The organism is Streptomyces sp. NPDC050856 (assembly GCF_040653855.1).
In the GTDB taxonomy this organism is placed as follows: domain Bacteria; phylum Actinomycetota; class Actinomycetes; order Streptomycetales; family Streptomycetaceae; genus Streptomyces.
This window is the reverse complement of record NZ_JBFAGV010000010.1, coordinates 146,639-164,719: the sequence shown is the minus strand read 5'-3', so window position 1 is coordinate 164,719 and position 18,081 is coordinate 146,639. Positions and strand designations below refer to the sequence as shown.

General features: G+C 74.6%; 15 protein-coding genes. 9 read left to right on the top strand and 6 right to left on the bottom strand.

The features are described from left to right. Positions 1 to 109 precede the first annotated feature (109 nt). The 4 genes from AB0H53_RS12545 to AB0H53_RS12530 all read left to right on the top strand — a co-directional run bounded on the left by AB0H53_RS12545 (position 110) and on the right by AB0H53_RS12530 (position 3,705). Entirely contained in the window at positions 110 to 1,627 is a 1,518-nt protein-coding gene (locus AB0H53_RS12545) for an NAD(P)/FAD-dependent oxidoreductase (protein ID WP_362110557.1), read from the top strand. Next, positions 1,624 to 2,526, top strand: coding sequence for an alpha/beta hydrolase (locus AB0H53_RS12540; RefSeq protein WP_362110554.1), 903 nt, complete (start codon positions 1,624 to 1,626; stop codon positions 2,524 to 2,526). The genes AB0H53_RS12545 and AB0H53_RS12540 overlap by 4 nt, the downstream gene beginning before the upstream one ends. Then, positions 2,523 to 3,404: an SDR family oxidoreductase gene (locus AB0H53_RS12535; protein WP_362110551.1), complete on the top strand. Its 882-nt coding sequence runs from the start codon at positions 2,523 to 2,525 to the stop codon at positions 3,402 to 3,404. The genes AB0H53_RS12540 and AB0H53_RS12535 overlap by 4 nt, the downstream gene beginning before the upstream one ends. Positions 3,405 to 3,516: 112 nt before the next feature. Further along, complete coding sequence (locus AB0H53_RS12530) at positions 3,517 to 3,705, top strand: hypothetical protein (RefSeq protein WP_362110548.1); 189 nt, start codon at positions 3,517 to 3,519, stop codon at positions 3,703 to 3,705. A 233-nt stretch (positions 3,706 to 3,938) separates the two neighbouring features. On the opposite strand, the gene AB0H53_RS12525 is transcribed toward AB0H53_RS12530, so the two are convergent. Together AB0H53_RS12525 and AB0H53_RS12520 are read right to left on the bottom strand one after the other, a co-directional pair. Further along, on the bottom strand, positions 3,939 to 7,199 hold the full coding sequence (locus tag AB0H53_RS12525) for a S41 family peptidase (protein ID WP_362110545.1): 3,261 nt from the start codon (positions 7,197 to 7,199) through the stop codon (positions 3,939 to 3,941). A 73-nt stretch (positions 7,200 to 7,272) separates the two neighbouring features. Next, the gene (locus AB0H53_RS12520; RefSeq protein ID WP_362110542.1) at positions 7,273 to 7,632 is read right to left on the bottom strand and encodes an SsgA family sporulation/cell division regulator; all 360 of its coding nucleotides are present in this window, start codon (positions 7,630 to 7,632) and stop codon (positions 7,273 to 7,275) included. A 169-nt stretch (positions 7,633 to 7,801) separates the two neighbouring features. On the opposite strand from AB0H53_RS12520, the gene AB0H53_RS12515 reads away from it, so the two are divergent. From AB0H53_RS12515 to AB0H53_RS12495, 5 genes are all read left to right on the top strand, one after another. Next, complete coding sequence (locus tag AB0H53_RS12515) at positions 7,802 to 8,878, top strand: energy-coupling factor ABC transporter permease (RefSeq protein ID WP_362110539.1); 1,077 nt, start codon at positions 7,802 to 7,804, stop codon at positions 8,876 to 8,878. 1 nt (position 8,879) lies between these two features. Continuing rightward, on the top strand, positions 8,880 to 9,641 hold the full coding sequence (gene cbiQ / locus AB0H53_RS12510; protein WP_362110536.1) for a cobalt ECF transporter T component CbiQ: 762 nt from the start codon (positions 8,880 to 8,882) through the stop codon (positions 9,639 to 9,641). Next, a complete protein-coding gene (locus AB0H53_RS12505; RefSeq protein WP_362110533.1) occupies positions 9,629 to 10,411 on the top strand; it encodes an ABC transporter ATP-binding protein in 783 nt (260 codons plus the stop codon). The genes cbiQ and AB0H53_RS12505 overlap by 13 nt, the downstream gene beginning before the upstream one ends. 66 nt (positions 10,412 to 10,477) lie before the next feature. Next, entirely contained in the window at positions 10,478 to 11,641 is a 1,164-nt protein-coding gene (locus AB0H53_RS12500) for a serine hydrolase domain-containing protein (RefSeq protein WP_362110530.1), read from the top strand. A gap of 206 nt (positions 11,642 to 11,847) precedes the next feature. Then, the gene (locus AB0H53_RS12495; RefSeq protein ID WP_362110527.1) at positions 11,848 to 12,633 is read left to right on the top strand and encodes a LuxR C-terminal-related transcriptional regulator; all 786 of its coding nucleotides are present in this window, start codon (positions 11,848 to 11,850) and stop codon (positions 12,631 to 12,633) included. A 350-nt stretch (positions 12,634 to 12,983) separates the two neighbouring features. Here AB0H53_RS12495 and AB0H53_RS12490 read toward each other — a convergent pair whose 3' ends face one another. The 4 genes from AB0H53_RS12490 to AB0H53_RS12475 form a co-directional block, all read right to left on the bottom strand. Further along, positions 12,984 to 13,409, bottom strand: a complete 426-nt coding sequence (locus AB0H53_RS12490; RefSeq protein ID WP_362110524.1) for a DUF6003 family protein — start codon at positions 13,407 to 13,409, stop codon at positions 12,984 to 12,986. A 193-nt stretch (positions 13,410 to 13,602) separates the two neighbouring features. After that, complete coding sequence (locus AB0H53_RS12485) at positions 13,603 to 14,454, bottom strand: DMT family transporter (RefSeq protein ID WP_362110521.1); 852 nt, start codon at positions 14,452 to 14,454, stop codon at positions 13,603 to 13,605. Between the two features lie 82 nt (positions 14,455 to 14,536). Next, positions 14,537 to 16,162: a penicillin-binding transpeptidase domain-containing protein gene (locus tag AB0H53_RS12480; protein WP_362110518.1), complete on the bottom strand. Its 1,626-nt coding sequence runs from the start codon at positions 16,160 to 16,162 to the stop codon at positions 14,537 to 14,539. Positions 16,163 to 16,293: 131 nt separating this feature from the next. Further along, entirely contained in the window at positions 16,294 to 18,039 is a 1,746-nt protein-coding gene (locus tag AB0H53_RS12475; protein ID WP_362110515.1) for a phospholipid carrier-dependent glycosyltransferase, read from the bottom strand. Positions 18,040 to 18,081: the final 42 nt, after the last annotated feature.

Here is an 18,081-nt window from a genome sequence, read left to right as displayed (position 1 = left end):
TATGTCGTACCGCCGGTAACTTTCCTTGTCCGCCCCCTACCGCTCGGTAAGGAGCTGCTCTACTCTCCCCATTGCGCCAGTGATTGCTGGCAGAGTCTTGGGAGGCGGCATGAGCCAGCACGAACACGAGCGGGTACGGGTGGCGGTGATCGGATCCGGTTTCGGCGGCCTCGGGGCCGCCGTCCGGCTGCGCCGCGAGGGCGTCACCGACTTCGTCGTCCTGGAGCGGGCGGATTTGGTCGGCGGCACCTGGCGGGACAACAGCTACCCCGGTTGCGCCTGCGACGTGCCCTCGCACCTCTACTCGTTCTCGTTCTGCCCCAACCCCGACTGGCCGCGCACCTTCTCCGGGCAGCGGCACATCCGCGCCTACCTGGAGCGGGTGACCGACACCTTCGGACTCCGCCCGCACCTGCGGCTGGGGCGCGAGGTGCTGGCGGCGCGCTGGGACAACGACGAACTGCGCTGGGAGATCGAGACCTCGCGCGGCCGGTTCACCGCCGACGTCGTCATCTCCGCCACCGGACCGCTGTCCGACCCGAAGATCCCCGACGTCCCCGGCCTGGCGGAGTTCCAGGAGCGCGGCGGCAAGGTCTTCCACTCCGCCCGCTGGGACCACGACTACGACCTGGCCGGCAAGCGCGTGGCGATGGTCGGCACGGGCGCCTCGGCGATCCAGATCGTGCCGGCCATCCAGCCGCGGGTGGCCCGGTTGACGCTCTTCCAGCGCACCCCGCCCTGGGTCATGCCGCGCATGGACCGGGCCATCACCGGCGTCGAGCGCTGGCTGCACCGGCAGTTGCCCTTCACCGGCACCGCGCGGCGCGGACTGCTCTGGGGCATCAGGGAGTTGCAGGTCAGCGCCTTCACCAAGCGCCCCGACGAGCTGCGCCTGGTGGAGTCGATCGCCAAGGCCAACATGGCCCGGGCCGTCAAGGACCCGGAGCTGCGGGCGAAGCTGACCCCCTCGTACCGGATCGGCTGCAAGCGCATCCTGCTCTCCAGCGACTACTACCCGGCCCTCGCCCGCCCCAATGTGGACGTCATCGCCGCCGGACTCACACGGCTGGACGGCACCAGGGCCGTCGCGGCCGGGGGCCCCGGGGAAGGGGGCGAGGCCGAGGTCGACGCCGTCATCTTCGGTACGGGCTTCCACGTGACGGACATGCCGATCGCCGACCGCGTGGTGGGCGCGGACGGCATCACGCTCGCCGAGGCGTGGAAGGACGGCATGCAGTCGCTGCGCGGCGCCACCGCCGCCGGTTTCCCCAACTGGATGACGATCATCGGCCCCAACACCGGGCTCGGGAACTCCTCCATGATCCTGATGATCGAGTCGCAGCTCAACTACCTGGCCGACTACCTGCGGCGGCTGGACTCCCTGGGCGGCCGGGCGGCGCTCACCCCCCGGGCGTCGGCGGTGGGGGCCTGGAACCGGCGGGTGCAGGCGCGGATGGAGCGCACCGTGTGGCAGGCGGGCGGCTGCGAGAGCTGGTACCTGGACGCCAACGGCCGCAACACCACGCTGTGGCCGGGCACCACCGCCGAGTTCCGGCGGGCGACGCGGAGCGTCGACCTCGGGGAGTACGAGGTACTGCGGGTGCGCGAGAAGGAGACCGTCCGATGAGCCCGGCCGCCCCCGCGCGCGGCCCGCTGCGGGTGACCTCGGCCGACGGTTCGTCCCTGCACGTCGAGGTGCACGGCCCAGGGAACGCGCCGGCCGTGGTGCTGGCGCACGGCTGGACGTGCTCCACCGAGTTCTGGGCGGCCCAGGTCCGTGACCTGTCCGCCGACCACCGCGTGGTGGTCTACGACCAGCGCGGCCACGGGCGCAGCCCGGCCGCCGGGCCGTCCGGCTACTCGACCGACGCCCTCGCCGACGACCTCGAAGCGGTGCTGGGGGCCACCCTGGAGGCGGGCGAGAAGGCGGTCCTCGTGGGGCACTCCATGGGCGGTATGACGCTCATGGCGGCGGGCCCCCGCCCGGCGGTTCGGGAGCACGCGGCGGCGGTACTGCTGTGCAGCACGGGCGCGTCCCGGCTGGTCGCCGAGTCGCTGCTGCTGCCGGTGCGGGCCGGGCGCGCGCGTACCCTCCTGACCCGGCTGGTGCTGGGGGCGCGGGCACCGCTCGGGCCGGTCACGGCGCTCTCCAGGGCGGTCCTCAAGTACGGGACGATGGGCCCGGGGACGGCGCCCGAACGGGTCGCCGAGTGCGCCCGGATCGTCCACGCCTGTCCGCGCGCGGTGCGGGTCGCCTGGTCGCGGGTGCTCGCCGAGCTCGATCTGGAGCCGGGCCTGGCGGAGTTGACCGTGCCGACGGCCGTCCTGGTCGGCTCCGCCGACCGGCTCACCCCGCCGGTGCACGCCCGCGCGCTGGCGGCGGCGCTGCCCGGGTGCCTGGGAGTCGAGGAGCTGCCCGGGATCGGTCACATGACGCCCGTCGAGGCGCCGGAGGCGGTGACGGCCCGGATCCGGGCGCTGGTGGCCGCGTACGTCCGCACCCCCGATCAGGAGGAAGTGGTATGAGCAGGGTCAGCCTGGAGGGACAGGTCGCCGTCGTCACGGGCGGGGCGCGGGGTGTGGGGGAGCTGCTGGCGCGCAAGCTCTCCGCGCGCGGCGCCAAGGTCGCGCTGGTGGGGCTGGAGCCCGACGAGCTGAAGCGGGTCTCGGCGCGGCTGCACTGCGAGAGCGACTGGTGGTACGCGGACGTCACCGACCACGAGGCGATGGCCCGGGTCGCCGGCGAGGTCAAGGACCGCTTCGGCAAGGTGGACATCGTCGTCGCCAACGCGGGCGTCGCGGCCGGCGGGCCGTTCGTGGACTCCGACCCGGTGGCGTGGCGGCGGGTGATCGAGGTCAACCTGATCGGCGGCGCCGTGACGGCGCGGGCGTTCCTGCCCGTACTGCTGGAGAGCCGGGGCTACTTCCTCCAGATCGCCTCGCTCGCGGCCATCACCCCGGCGCCCATGATGACGGCGTACTGCGCGTCCAAGTCCGGCGTGGAGGCCTTCGCGCACAGCCTGCGCTCGGAGGTCGCCCACCGGGGAGTGCGGGTCGGCGTCGGCTATCTGTCGTGGACCGACACCGACATGGTGCGGGGTGCCGACCAGGACGCCGTGATGCGCGAGTTGCGGCAGCGGCTGCCGTGGCCGTCGAACCGCACCTACCCGCTGGGCCCGGCGGTGGACCGGATCGTCGCCGGTGTCGAGCGCCGCTCGGCGCATGTGTACGCGCAGTGGTGGCTGCGGGGCATGCAGGCGGTGCGCGGCCACCTGCCCGGGCTCATCGCCACCGTGGGGCGGCGGGAGATGCGCCGGTTCGAACCACGGCTCGCGGGGGTCGGCAAGGGGCTGGTCGGCGCGGGGGGAGCGGCGGACGAGCAGGCGCGCACGGAGCGTGCCTGAACGGTCACCGAATGATCGAAATGCGCGGTGTGTCGGGCCGTGCCAGGCTGGTCGAGGCCGGGGGTCGATGGCCCCCGCATCCCCCACCACCTCCCTGTAGGAGTGAACCTCGATGGGCATTTCGGACCAGTTCAAGGACAAGTCGCAGGAGCTGAAGAACCAGGCCAAGCAGCGGGCGCAGGACGCCAAGCGCGAGGCCCAGGAGCGCACGCAGAAGGGCGAGCGGCGCGACCGCCGCCAGGAGACGGGCCAGGGCACCCGGCCGGTCCAGGAGCGTGTGGACCGCGACTACGACGTCTGACGGTACGCGGGCAGGTCCGCCCGCCGCAGGGCGCACCCGGGACGCCGGGTGCGCCCTGCGCGCTGTGCCGTGGCCGGTCGGGCGCGCTGTGCCGTGGCCGGTCCGGCGGGTGGGGGCCGCCGGACCGGCGGCCTCGCCGAGCCGGTTCGCGGGACTCCCGCGCGGCCCTGGGGCGGGGCCGCGCGGCCGGCTCCGGGGCGCCGCCCCACCGGCGCCCCCGCGGCCGGCCCGTGTCAGGGGGCCGGCCGCGGGGGGAGGGGCGGGCGGCGCAGGTCCGGGGTCCGGGAGTAGTCCGGGGGCCGGGAGACGGGGTGGGTGGCCAGCAGGTCCAGGGCCACCTCCACCGCGTCCGAGAGCTGCCGGTGGCGGCCCTCGGCCCAGTCCAGCGGGGTGCGCAGCACCTCGATGTCCGGCTCCACCCCGTGGTTCTCGACCGTCCAGCCGTACGCGTCGAACCACGCCGCGTTCATCGGCACCGTGATCACCGTGCCGTCGCCCAGCCGGTGGCGGCCGGTCATGCCGACCACCCCGCCCCAGGTGCGCTGCCCCACCACCGGGCCCAGGCCCAGCAGCCGGAACGCCGCCGTGATCATGTCCCCGTCCGAGGAGGTGGCCTCGTCGGCCAGCGCGACGACCGGGCCGCGCGGCGCGTTCGCGGCGTACGAGACGGGCTGGGCGCCCCGCGTGAGGTCCCAGCCCAGGATCCGGCGGGTGAGCGTCTCCACCACCAGCTCGCTGATGTGGCCGCCCGCGTTGCCCCGCACATCCACGATCAGCGCCGGGCGCGACACCTCGAGGCGCAGGTCCCGGTTGAACTGCGCCCAGCCCGAACCGCCCATGTCGGGGATGTGCAGGTAACCGCACGTGCCGCCGCTCAGCTCCCGGACCACCTGACGCCGTTTGGCGACCCAGTCCTGGTAGCGCAGCGGCCGTTCGTCGACCAGCGGCACCACCGCGACCCGGCGCGGGCGGCCCTCACCGTCGGCGGGCGCGAAGGTGAGCTCGACCGTGGTGCCCCCGGCCGCCGACAGCAGCGGCATGGGGCCCGCCACCGGGTCCACCGGCCGGCCGTCGACGTGGGTGAGGGCCGCGCCCTCCCGGATGCCCGTACCGGCCAGCGGTGAGCGGGCCTTGGAGTCGGACGACTCGCCCGGCAGGATCCGCGCGACCACCCAGCGCCCGTCCCGGCACACGAAGTTGGCGCCGAGCAGGCCCTGGGGGCGCTGGTAGTGCGGCGGGCCCTCGTTGCGCCGGGCGGCCGTCACGTAGGCGTGCGAGGTGCCCAGTTCGCCGAGGACCTCGCGCAGCAGGTCGGCGAACTCGTCGGGCGAGGCCACCCGTTCGACCAGCGGGCGGTACTGGTCGAGCACCGCCCGCCAGTCGATGCCGCTCATCTCCGGCTCCCAGAAGTGGGCGCGGACGATCCGGCCCGCCTCCTCGTATGCCTGGCGCCACTCCGCGCCCGGGTCCACCTCGTGCAGGATGCGGCGCGGGTCCAGGTAGACCGTGGTGTCGCTGTCCCCCGTCTCGATGGCCGGGACCGCCCGCAGCTCGCCCTCGTCCACCACCACCAGCCGGGTGCCGTCACCGCTGACCGCGAACCAGTCCAGGTGGTCGACCAGTTCGGTCCTCCTGGCCCTGGCCAGGCTGAAGTGTTCCAGGGTGGGCCGCCCGGAGGTGTCCGCCGGGTTGGCGAAGGTCTCGCCCAGCGCCCCGGAGATCGGCCAGCGCAGCCAGACCAGGCCCCCGCCGCTCACCGGGTGCAGCGAGGAGTACTTGGAGGCGGCGACCGGGAAGGGGGTCACCCGGCTCTCCAGCCCCTCGGCCTCCACCACGACCGGCCGGTCACCGGCGCCCGGCTCGTCGTCCGCCGGGTCCAGCCCGCCCGCCGCCGGACGGCCCTCCGGCGACAGGGCGAACGGCGAGGGCGTGGTCGAGGCGAGCGGCACGAGGTAGGGGCGGCAGCCCAGCGGGAAGGACAGGTCGCCGGTGTGCACGTCGTAGACCGGGTCGAAGCCCCGCCACGACAGGAAGGCGAGGTAGCGGCCGTCCCGGGTGAAGACCGGGCTCTCGTCCTCGAAGCGGCCGTTGGTGACGTCGATCACCGTCCCGTCCTTGATCCGCGCCATTCTGATCTGCCGCAGCGAGCGGCCGACGAACGGGTGCGACCAGGTCAGCCACGCGCCGTCCGGGGAGAACGCGAGGTCGCGGACCGGCCCGTTGACGGACCGCACCAGCTCGGTGACCTCGGCGGTGGACTCCTCGGAGACGTCCAGGAGCAGCAGCCGCCCGTCGTGCGAGGCGATGGCGAGCCGGTCCCCGTCGGGGTCGGACACCATTTCCGTGACATGGCCGAGCGCCCCGGCCGCCAGCCGCCGCGGCTCCCGGTCGCCGCTGGCCCGGGGCAGGTGGGCGATCTCGACCGCGTCCTCGCCCTCGGCGTCGGTGATGTACGCGATCCGGCCGCCGCCGCCCAGCGTCTCGGGCAGGCGCACCCGCACACCCGGGGTGTCCGCGATGGTCCGGGCCGGTCCGTCGCGGTGCGTGAGCCAGTACAGGCTGCCGCGCACCGACACCGCGCTCGCCCGGCCCGTCTCGTCCACCGAGACCGCGTCCAGGTGACCGGTGGCCGGCACCTGGTACGCGCGCCGTCCCGAGCGCGGCCCGCCGAGCCGCACCGCCAGCCGGCGCGGCACCGAGTCGGGCGTCAGCGCGTCCACGATCCACAGGTCACCGGCGCACTGGTAGACCACGCGCCGCCCGTCGGACGAGGCGTGCCGGGCGTAGAACGCGTCGTGGTCGGTGTGCCGCAGCAGGCCGGTGCCGTCCGGCAGGCAGGAGTAGAGATTGCCGACGCCCTCGTGGTCGGAGAGGAACGCGATCCTGCCGTCCACGAACATCGCGCAGTCCAGGTGCCCGGCGATCCGGGGCAGCAGCCGCTCGCCGTGCAGCCACAGGCGTCCGGTCGCCCCGCCCCGGTAGCGCTTCCAGGCGGCCGGCTCGTGCGGCGGCTTGCCGGTCAGCAGCAGTGTCCGCCGCTGCCCGTCGACGTCGGCCACGGCGATGTCGGCGGCCGGCCCCCAGGGCAGCCGCCGGCCGGGCGAACCGTCGGTGGGCAGGCTGTAGGCCCAGGAGAAGTGCGAGAACGGCTGGCCGTGCGAGGAGACGGCCAGGATGTCGCCGTCCGGTGTCCAGCCGCACACCCGGGTGTCCAGCGACCCCCAGTGGCTGAGCCGGCGCGCGGGGCCGCCGTCGACGGGCGCCAGGTGGATCTCCGGGTCCAGGCTGCGCCAGCTCGTGAACGCGATGTGCCGTCCGTCCGGCGAGAAGCGGGGGTGGCCGACCCTGGTCCGGTCGGCGGTCAGCCGCCAGGCCCGGCCGGGTGAGGTGTCCGAGGGGGCGAGCGGGGCGAGCCACAGGTCGTCCTCGGTCGCGAAGCACAGCAGGTCCTGGTGGAGGTGGGGGTACCGGAGGTAGGCGCTGTCGCTGCTCACGGAGCAATGCTTTCCGCGCCCGGGGCACCCGGCAACTCGGCCGGGCGCTCCGGCGCCGTCCCGCGCCGGGCGGTCAGTGGGTCACCGGGCGGGACGCCGTGTGGGTGCGCCGCAGGAAGCGCAGCAGGACCGGGGAGTCGAACTGCACCATCGCCACCCCGTCGGGCACGTGCAGCTCCACCACCGTCTGCACCCTCCCGCACGGCCAGACCCCGATGTCGCCGTGCCGGACCGGGGCGCGCAGACCGGCCTCCAGCAGCTCGCGCGGGAAGGACCACTCGGTGCCGCCGGGGAAGACCAGCCGTACCGTGTCGGGCCCGGCGTCGGGGTCGTAGCGCAGGGCGACGGGCACGGGGCGGGAGAGCGGGCCATCGGAAACGATCAGACCCTTGGCGCGGGTTTCCACCCGGGGGCTCTCAGCGGCGGCGGTCATCGGCCGACTCCTCACATGTGCGGCATCTGTCTCTAATGTCTCATTCATTCCTGGCGCACGCCCCGGTGTCTTTTGTGACCCGCGCGCTCTTGCAAGTCCTTCGCAAGAGGACTCATCATCGAAGCCGCCCCCCGGCTCCCTTTCCGCCTGTCCGAAAGCGGTCCTCGTCATGCATGTCCCCGACGGATTCATCAACGCGCCCGTCTCCGCGGCCGCCGGGCTCCTCGCCGCCGGGTCCGTCGCCGTCGCCCTGCGCGGCGCCCGCCGGGAGCTCGGGGGCGGCCCCACCGCCGGAGGCCACGGCGGAGAGCGGACGGCACCGCTCGCCGGGCTGGTGGCCGCGTTCATCTTCGCCGTGCAGATGCTGAACTTCCCGGTCGCCGCCGGTACCAGCGGTCACCTGCTCGGCGGGGCGCTGGCGGCGATCCTCGTCGGGCCGTACACGGGCGTGCTGTGCATCGCGGTGGTGCTGCTCATGCAGGGCGTGCTCTTCGCGGACGGCGGGCTCACCGCCCTGGGGGTGAACATCCTCGCCATGGGGGTGGTCACCGTCCTGGTGGCGTACGGCCTCTTCCGCGGCCTGGTCAAGGTCCTGCCGCGCACCCGCCGCTCGGTGACCGTCGCCTCCTTCACGGCCGCGCTGGTGTCGGTGCCGGCCGCCGCCGCGGCGTTCACCCTGATCTACGCCGTCGGCGGCACCACGGACGTACCCCTGCCCAAGGTGCTCACCGCCATGGTCGGGGTCCATGTGCTGATCGGCGTCGGCGAGGCCGTGATCACCAGCGCGACGGTCGGCGCCGTCATCGCGGTCCGCCCCGACCTGGTGCACGGGGCCCGCGGCCTGACGGCGCCGCTCAAGCTGCGCGTCGGCGGCCGGCTGGTCGACGCGGCTCCGGCGCCCGCCCGCCCGGCCGCCGCCCGGTCCCTGCGGAAGCTGTGGTTCACCGGGCTGGGCGCGGCCCTGGTACTGGCCGGACTCGTCTCCTACTACGCCTCCGCCAGCCCCGACGGGTTGGAGAAGGTCGCCGCCGACCAGGGCATCGACAAGAAGGCCGAGGAGCACGCCGCAGCCGGTTCACCGCTGGCCGACTACGGCGTCACCGGCATCACGGACGCCCGCCTGTCCGGGGGGCTGGCGGGCACCATCGGCGTCGGCGCCACCGTCGCGGTCGGCACGGGGGTCTTCTGGGCGGTGCGCCGACGCCGTGGGGAAACGGAGACGGAATCCGCGAAGGAAACCGTCTGACATGGGAGCCGGGCACGCCCACCGGCTCTACCGGCACGGAAACTCGCCCGTCCACCGGCTGCCGCCGCACTGCAAGCTGGCCGCCGTCCTCTGCTTCGTCGTGGTCGTGGTCTCCACACCGCGCGAGGCGGTCTGGGCCTTCGCGCTGCACGCCGCGCTGCTCTGCGCGGTCGCGGCGGTGGCCCGCGTCGCCCCCGGGTTCCTGCTGCGGCGGCTGGTGATCGAGGTCCCGTTCGTCGCCTTCGCGTTCCTCATGCCGTTCGTGGTGCCCGGCGAACAGACGGCCCTGCTGGGCGTCTCCGTCTCCGTACCCGGCCTGTGGGACGCGTGGAACGTGCTCGCCAAGGGCACCCTCGGCGTCGCCGCGTCCGTCCTGCTGGCCGCCACCACCGAACTGCGCGCCCTGCTGCTCGGGCTCCAGCGGCTGCGGCTGCCGCCCCTGCTGGTGCAGATCGCCTCGTTCATGATCCGGTACGGCGATCTGATCACGGACGAGATGCGGCGGATGTCCGTCGCCCGCCGCTCGCGCGGCTTCGAGGCGCGCGGCGTACGCCACTGGGGCGTGCTCGCCAAGTCGGCCGGCGCGCTGTTCATCCGCTCCTACGAACGCGGCGAACGCGTCCACCTGGCGATGGTCAGCCGGGGGTACGCCGGCGCCATGCCCGTCATCGACGAGGTGACCGCCTCCCGGGCCCAGTGGTCCTCGGCGGCGGCCCTCCCCCTCACCGCCCTCCTCGTCTGCCTGCTGGGATGGACCCTGTGAACCTCGATCCCGTCCCGTCGCTGGAGGTGCGCGGTCTCGCGTACGCCTACCCCGACGGCCACCAGGCCCTCTTCGGTGTCGACCTGGCCGTCGAGCGCGGCGAGCGGGTGGCGCTGCTCGGCCCCAACGGGGCCGGCAAGACCACCCTCGTACTCCACCTCAACGGCATCCTCACCGGCGGCGCCGGGACGGTGACGGTCGCCGGACTGCCGGTCGCCAAGGCCAACCTGGCGGAGATCCGGCGCCGCGTGGGCATCGTCTTCCAGGACCCGGACGACCAGCTCTTCATGCCGACCGTCCGCGAGGACGTCGCCTTCGGCCCGGCGGCGGCCGGGCTGCGCGGCCCCGAACTGGAGGCGGTCGTGCGCAAGGCGCTGTCCCGGGTCGGCATGGCCGAGTACGCCGACCGGCCCCCGCACCACCTGTCCTTCGGCCAGCGGCGCCGGGTCGCCGTCGCCACCGTCCTCGCGATGGAGCCGGAGATCCTCGTCCTGGACGAGCCGTCGTCCAACCTCGACCCGGCCTCCCGCCGCGAACTGGCCGACATCCTGCGGTCCTTGGACGTCACCGTCCTGATGGTCACCCACGACCTGCCGTACGCCCTGGAGCTGTGCCCCCGCGCGGTGGTGCTCAGCGAGGGCGTCATCGCGGCCGACGGCCCGACCCGCGAGCTGCTGGCCGACGAGGAGCTGATGCGCCGGCACCGGCTGGAACTTCCCTTCGGCTTCGACCCGGCCGCCGGGGCCACCCGGAATCCGGCCTCGCGCTGACACGTTGCACCATGGGGTGAGACCGGACCGGCCGGTCCCGGTCGATCGTGTGAGGGAGCGTGGGACGTGGACGTCCAGGGCACAGTGCAGGCGGGTTTCGAGCCGGTCAGGGACGCCTTCGTACGCAACTTCGAGCAGCGCGGCGAGCGGGGCGCGGCGGTCGCCGTCTACCGGGACGGCCGCAAGGTCGTCGACCTGTGGGCGGGCACGCGCGACGTCGACGGTACGGCCCCGTGGGCCGTGGACACCACCCAGATAGTCCGCTCGGCCACCAAGGGCGTGGCCGCCGCCGTACCCCTGCTGCTGCACCAGCGCGGGCAGCTCGACCTGGACGCGCCGGTCGGCACCTACTGGCCGGAGTTCAAGACGGCCGGCAAGGAACGGGCGCTGGTGCGCCACCTGCTGACGCACCGCGCCGGCGTGCCCGTCCTGGACCGCCCGCTCACCCTCGCCGAGGCCGCCGACCTGGACACCGCCTCCGCCGCCGTCGCCGCCCAGGCCCCGGTGTGGGAACCGGGCACCGACCACGGCTACCACGCCCAGACCTACGGCTGGCTGCTGAGCGCCCTGGTCCAGCGGGTCACCGGCCGCACCCTGGGCCGCTGGGTCGCCGAGGAGATCGCCCGGCCGCTCGGCCTCGACCTGTGGATCGGCCTGCCCGCCGACGAGGCCCACCGGGCCGGCCGGGTCGGACCGGTCGAGGAGCCGGCCACGGCGGACGGGGGCGGCCTGAAACTGCGCCCCAAGCGCTCGGTCGCCGACGCCTACGCCGACCCCGGTTCGCTCACCCGCCGCGCGTTCGGCGCGATCGACCCGGCACCGGACGAGAACGACCCCGCCTACCGCGCCGCCGAGCTCCCCGCGTCGGCCGGTGTCTCCACCGCCCGGGCGCTGGCCCGCTTCTACGCCGCGACCATCGGCCCCGTCGACGGCCACCGCCTGTTCGCCCCGGCGACCCTGGCCATGGCCCGCACCGAGGAGTCCGTCGGCCCCGACCGGGTCCTGGTGGTCGGCACCCGCTTCGGCCTCGGCTACATGCTGCACGGCCCGGCAGCCCCTCTGCTCGGGCGCGGCTCCTTCGGCCACCCCGGCCGCGGCGGGTCACTGGGCCTGGCGGACCCCGAGTCGGGCATCGCGCTGGGCTACGTCACCAACGGCATGCGCAAGGGCGTCACGGCCGACCCCAGGGCGCAGGCGCTGATCCGGGCGGTGCGCACGTCCATCGAGTAGCCCGGTGAGCGGCCGGCGGGGCCCGTTGGTGCGGCCGGCGGGCGCGCCGGCGCGCCCCGTACGGCCGGCCCGGCCGTACGGGGCGCGCTCTGCCTCCGCCTCGGCGGAGAGACGTCGGCGGGTGGGGATCCCGGTGCTGTTCACGATGGCAGCGCGCTACGGGTGCTTCCATGGGGAGAAGTGCGTATGGATTCGCGGAGGGGGCTGTGCCGTACCTGCGAGGGGACGACTACGAGCGGATGCTGGACCTGGCCGTCGGTGTCCTGGAGACCCGGCAGCCGGACCAGGTGTGGCAGTTGATCGCCCAGGAGCTGTTGCGGGCCCTGCGCGGCACCGTGGTCGTCACCAAGGACATGGAGTGGACCCCGGCCAGCGGGCTGGTCGGCGTCTGGCACCCGGACGCGGCGCGGCCCGCCGTACCGGAGGACTGGACCGCCCGCCACATCCGGGCCGGTTACCCGTTCGCGGCCCACTACCGCGCCGGCGCCGACCGCCTTCCCCGCACGGCGGCGCAACTGGCCGGTGCACGGGCGTGGCGGCACAGCGAGGTGGCGAGCGCCATGCGGGAGAGCTTCGGCACCCGCCATGTGCTCGCCGTCCCGCTGCCCGACGCCGGGGGCACGGTCCGCGGCTTCGTCGTCCACCGCGCCGGGGAGGACTTCGGGGACGCGGACCGGCTCTACGCCACCCGCGTCCAACCCCTCCTGGCCGCCGCCGCCGCCCAGTACGACCTGCTCGCCCGCCGGCAGCGGGGCGCCCGCGCGGCCAGGGCCCAGGACCGGGTGGCCCGGTCCGCGAGCTGCGGGCTCACCCCGCGCGAGACGGCCGTCCTGCTGACCCTCGCCGAGGGCCTGCCCGCCACCGGCATGGCCCGCCGCCTGGGCGTGTCGGTACGGACGGTGCACAAGCACCTGCAGAACCTCTACCGCAAACTCGACACCGTCGACCGCCTCAGCACGGTGCTGCGCGCCCAGGAGCTGGGCCTGCTCTGACCCCTGCTGGCCGGGTGGATTCCTGGTGGATCACTGGTGGCACCCCGCCCCGGCCTGTGCACCCAGCAAGGAACCCGGCCGGGGCGGAGGAGGCCCACAGAGGGGCCGGGAGCAGCTTCGCATGATCACTCCGGCCGGGAAATCGTTTCTCGGCCGTTCTCCCGCCGGTCTCCGGCCGATCTCCGGCCGATCTCCGAGCCGGACTCCATTGCGACCCGGCCCCACCCTGCCCCGGCCGTGGCGGGCCCGGCGAGGGGCCGCTGTGGCACTCCGCCGCGGCACCGGCGGGCGCGGTGCCCACCGGGTCCGGCAGCCGCAGCCCGGGCGGGCGGCGCTCCCCGGGGTGGGCCTCAGTGGCCGGCCGCCGCCGACAGCGTGGCCGGGTCGACGCCGGTGAGCTCCACGATGCGGTGGGCCGGGACACCGGCCCCCACCGCCCGGCGCAGCAGTTCGTCCCGGCCCTCGGCGGTGTCCCGGAAGGCCAGTAGTTCCGCCTCCACCCGGGCCCGTTCGCGCGGCGCGCCGGCCTGGCGGACCCGCTCCAGCTCCTCCTCGCTCAGCGGAACCGGAAGGCGCTCGGTGCCCTGCGGGATGAAGCCGGACTCCTCCGGCGGCACCACCCGCAGGCGCTGCGAGTCGGGCGGGACTCCCTGGGCGTCCAGCCACGCCCGCACGGCGGACGTCTCCAGGCACTCCAGGGCGCCCACGGCGGGCAGTGCGGTGCCCAGGGACGCGGACGAGGCGTCCGCGAGGAACAGGTAGGCGTCGTCCGTCATGGTCGGCTCACTCTCCGTCGGGACCGTATGGGCAGGGTTCCTCTACCCCGGACCGCCGCGTTCAGCTCGGATGTGGCATTCGGCCCAGTCCCCGGACGGCCGGAGCTCTCGGACGGCCCGAGCTCCTGGACGGCCCGAGCTCCTGGACGGCCCGAGCTCCCGGACCGGCCCGGGCCCGGCCGGGCGGCCCGCGCTAGCCGGGGTGGAGCATCAGCCCGATGCCCACCACCATCAGTCCGGCCGCCGCGACGCGGGGGCCGCCGAAGCGTTCCTTGAAGAACAGCGCCCCGATCGCCGCGCCCACGACGACGGACGACTCGCGCAGCGCCGCCACCGGGGCCAGTGGGGCGCGCGTCTGGGCCCACAGCACCAGCCCGTACGCCGCCACCGACAGGGCCGCGCCCAGCAGTCCCCGGACGGCGTACGGGCGAAGCTGGGCGGCCAGCGCCCCCCGGCGGCGGTACAGGGCGCAGGCGGGGATGGCCGGCCCCTCCAGGACCATCAGCCAGGCGATGTAGCCGAGCGGGGTGCCCGAGGCCCGTACGCCGACCCCGTCCACCACCGTGTACCCGGCGATCGCCAGGCCCGTCGCCAGTGCCGCCAGCAGCGCCGGCCACCGCGGGCGGCCCGCCGGGCCCCGTACCCCCCACAGGGCCAGCCCCACCAGGCCCGCACAGGCCACCGCGACGCCCGCGAGCTGCGGGCCACCGGGCACCTCGTGGACGAGGAGCGCCGCCAGCGCGGTCACCACCAGGGGCGCCGTGCCCCGCGCGATCGGGTACATCTGCCCGAAGTCGCCGAGCGTGAACGAGCGCATCAGCAGGGCCATGTACCCCACGTGCAGCACGGCCGAGGACAGCAGGTACGGCCACGCCGCGGCGGCCGGCAGCGGTGCGAAGCACGCCGTCACCGCGCCGATCAGCGCCCCGCCGCCGGATATCAGGGTGAAGGACAGCAGCTGGTCCTCGATGTGGTGCGCGATGGCGTTCCAACTGGCGTGTGTCACCGCGGCGGCCAGCACCGCCGCCGCCACCAGGGGCGTCACGCCGCCCCGCCGCGGTCACGGGCCGGGGAATCGGCCATGGGCCGCGCGCTGCCGGCAGGTGTACGGGTCATCGGGCCGGTGGTCAGCGGGCGTTCAGCACGGCCGCCACCACCGGGCCCGCCGCGTCACCGCCGTGGCCGCCCGACTCCACCACCGCCGCGGCCGCCAGGTCGTCGGCGAAGCCGGCGAACCAGCTGTTCGAGGCGGACTGGCCGTCCACCTCGGCCGAGCCGGTCTTGGCGCCCTTGTCGCCCCCCACCCCGGCCATCGCGCTCGCGCCGGTCCCGCTCGTCGCCGTGATCCGCATCATGTCCCGCAACTGCCGGGCGGCGGAGCCCGCCAGGCCCCGGGCGGCGCTCGCCGTGCGCCGGCCGTCCAGTCCGGGGTCCACGATCACCGGCTGTTTGAAGTGGCCGTGCTTCGCGGTGGCGGTGATGGAGGCGACGTTGAGCGCGTTCATCTGCACGGTGCCCTGCCCGATGTACTGGGCGGCGGCCTCCCCGCCCGTCGCCGGTGGCACGGAACCGTCCACGGTCCGCACACCGGCGCGCCAGTCCAGGCCGATGCCGAAGACCTCGCGCGCCTCCGCGGCCAGCGCCTCGTCGCCCGCGTCGTCGCTCAGCTTGACGAAGGCGGTGTTGCAGGAGCGCGCGAAGCTCTGCGCGAAGGTGCCGTCGGCGATGGAGAAGTGGTCCAGGTTGTGGAAGGTACGGCCCTCGCGCATCGCCTCGCGCGGGCACTCGGCCTTGCGGTCGGCCGCCACCAGGCCCTTCTCCAGCAGCATCGCCGCGGTGACGATCTTCATCGTCGAGCCGGGGGCCTGCTTGCCCTCGAAGGCGGCGTTGAAGCCGTCCGCGCGGTTGTTGGCGACCGCCCGTATCTCACCCGTGCTCGGTCTGATCGCCACCACGGAGGACTCGGCGTGCCGCTTCACCGCCCGCTCGGCCGCCGCCTGCACCCGCGCGTCCAGCGTGGTCCGCAGCTTGCCCGGGACGCCCTTGGACAGCGTCAGCAGCGTCCGCCTGGCGGGGGCCCCGCCGGCGGGCTCGATCCAGGTCTCGACGCCGGGAGTGCCACCCGCCTCGGCGCCGTACTTCTCACGCAACTGGTCCAGCACCGGCCCGAGCGAGGGGTACTTCTCCCGGCTCAGCTCGGCGCCCCGGTGGTCGACCGCCGCGACCGGGGCGGCGGCCGCCTCGCCGGTACGCAGGGCGGACCCCTCGTCCAGCAGCCCTGGGTGGATCACCGACGACTTCCAGGCCACCAGCGGCCTGCCCGAGGTGATCCCGCGGGTCACGGTCAGCTCCGAGGCGTACGTCCAGCGCTTGGACTTCCCCCCGTACGTCACGGTGGCGTCGACGGTGAACGGCACCCGCGCGCCGGCCGCCGGGCCGGGCGTGATCCTGGCCTTCGCGACATGGGCCGCCCGGCGGAAGTCCCGCACGGCCGGTGCGGCGCCGGCCGCGTCGTCGGTGAGCGCCCCGGCCGCGTCCGCCTCGCCCTTCGCCCAGGCCGCCAGGAACTCCTCGGCCGTCCGGGCGACCTCGTCCGGTGTCACCGGCCCGGACCTCTTCGGCGAGCCGGCGGACGCGGTGGTCGTGGTCCCGCCCGTCACCCCGTTCCACAGGTTGTACCCGCCGTACCCCACGCCGCCGGCCACGACGGCGAACACACCGCCGACGACGGCGACCTTCGCTCCACTGCGCATGGTGCGGTCCCCTCCCCAGGAGCTTGCCTGAACATGGCCCATGCAAGTAACCCGTGGCACTCTACGGGACAGCAGTGACAGCGCCGGCGGTCGTTACGGGACCGGAACCGGGGCCGGGAGGACGGCCGGAATCACACCCAGGTATCCAGCCACATCCGGTCGCGCCACTCCTCCATGGGGATGGGCTGGCCGGTGTACAGGGGCCAGAAGTAGATGAAGTTCCAGACGATGAGCAGCACCAGCACCCCCGCGCCGACCGCCCCGACGGTCCGGCGCCGTTCGGTCGCCTCGTGCGGGCCGGACGGGCCCAGCATCGCCCCGATCATCATCGTCACCGCCAGGCACAGGAACGGCACGAACACCACCGCGTAGAACAGGAAGATCGTGCGCTCCTGGTAGTGGAACCAGGGCACCCACCCGGCCGCGACGGCGCACGCGATCGCGCCGGCCCGCCAGTCGCGCCGGAACAGCCAGCGCCACAGGACGTACAGCACCGCGAAGCACGCCGCCCACCACAGCAGCGGCGTCCCGATCGCCAGCACCTCCGCCGCGCACTTGTCCGCCGTGCCCGCCGGGCAGCCCGCCTTCCCCGGCGCCGGGGACTCGTAGTAGTACGAGACGGGCCGGCCCAGCACGATCCAGCTCCAGGGGTTGGACTGGTACGTATGGCCGGACGTGAGATTGACGTGGAACTCGAAGACCTGGTTCTCGTAGTGCCACAGGCTGCGCAGCCAGTCGGGGAAGAGCCACGACCAGGCGCTGTCCTTGCCGTCCGTCCGCGCCCAGTTGCGGAAGTAGCCCTTGTCCGTGACGATCCAGCCGGTCCAGGACGCGGTGTACGTCACCAGCGCCACCGGCACCGTGGAGACGAAGGCCGGCAGGAGGTCGCGCCTCAGCACGGCCGCGTACGGGCGTCCGGCACCGGCGGTGCGGCGCGCGCCCACGTCCCACAGCACCGCCATCACCCCGAACGCCGCCAGGATGTACAGCCCGTTCCACTTGGTGGCGAACGCCAGGCCCAGCGTCACGCCCGCCGCCAGCCGCCACGGCCGCCACCCCAGGCGCAAGGTTTCGGCGACCTCGGCGTCCGGCCGCAGCACCCCGTCCGCGTCCACCGGCAGGGCGTCCGCCAGCCGGCGCCGCGCCCAGTCGCGGTCGATCAGCAGGCAGCCGAAGGCGCCCAGCACGAAGAACATCAGCACCTGGTCGAGCAGCGCGGTGCGGCTCATCACGAAGTGCAGCCCGTCCACCGCCAGCAGCGCGCCCGCCAGGCACCCCAGGAACGTCGAGCGGAACAGCCGCCGGCCGATCCGGCACAGCATCAGCACCGACAGCGTGCCGGCGACGGCGACCATGAAGCGCCAGCCGAACGGATCGAAGCCGAACAGGTATTCGCCGAGCCCGATCACCCACTTGCCGACCGGCGGGTGCACCACGTAGCCGGGGTCGGCCGGGACCGGCACCGAGCCCGGGTCGGCCAGGATCGACTTGTCGACGTCCTTGGGCCAGGCGCCCTCGTAGCCCTGGTGGATCAGGGCCCAGGCGTCCTTCGCGTAGTACGTCTCGTCGAATATCACCGCCCGCGGCTCGCCCAGGTGCCAGAACCGCAGCGCGCCCGCCACGAGCGCCACCAGCAGCGGGCCGCCCCACGCCAGCAGCGGCAGCAGCCGCACCGCGACCGCCGGAGGGACCCCGAGCACGGTCCACACCCGTGCCGAGGGCCGGGTGTACGGGGGCACCAGCCGCTCGCGCAGCCCGGCCACCGGCCGTGGCGCGTAGCCGAATCGGCGCAGGCGCCGCTGCCACGCGGGCACACCCGAGGGCGGTTCGTTCCCGGCGTCCTGGCCGCGCTGGGCCCTATGAGCAGTACTGGTCACCGCGCCATCGTAGGGAACGGGCCTGTGCGCGTCGCTCGTCCG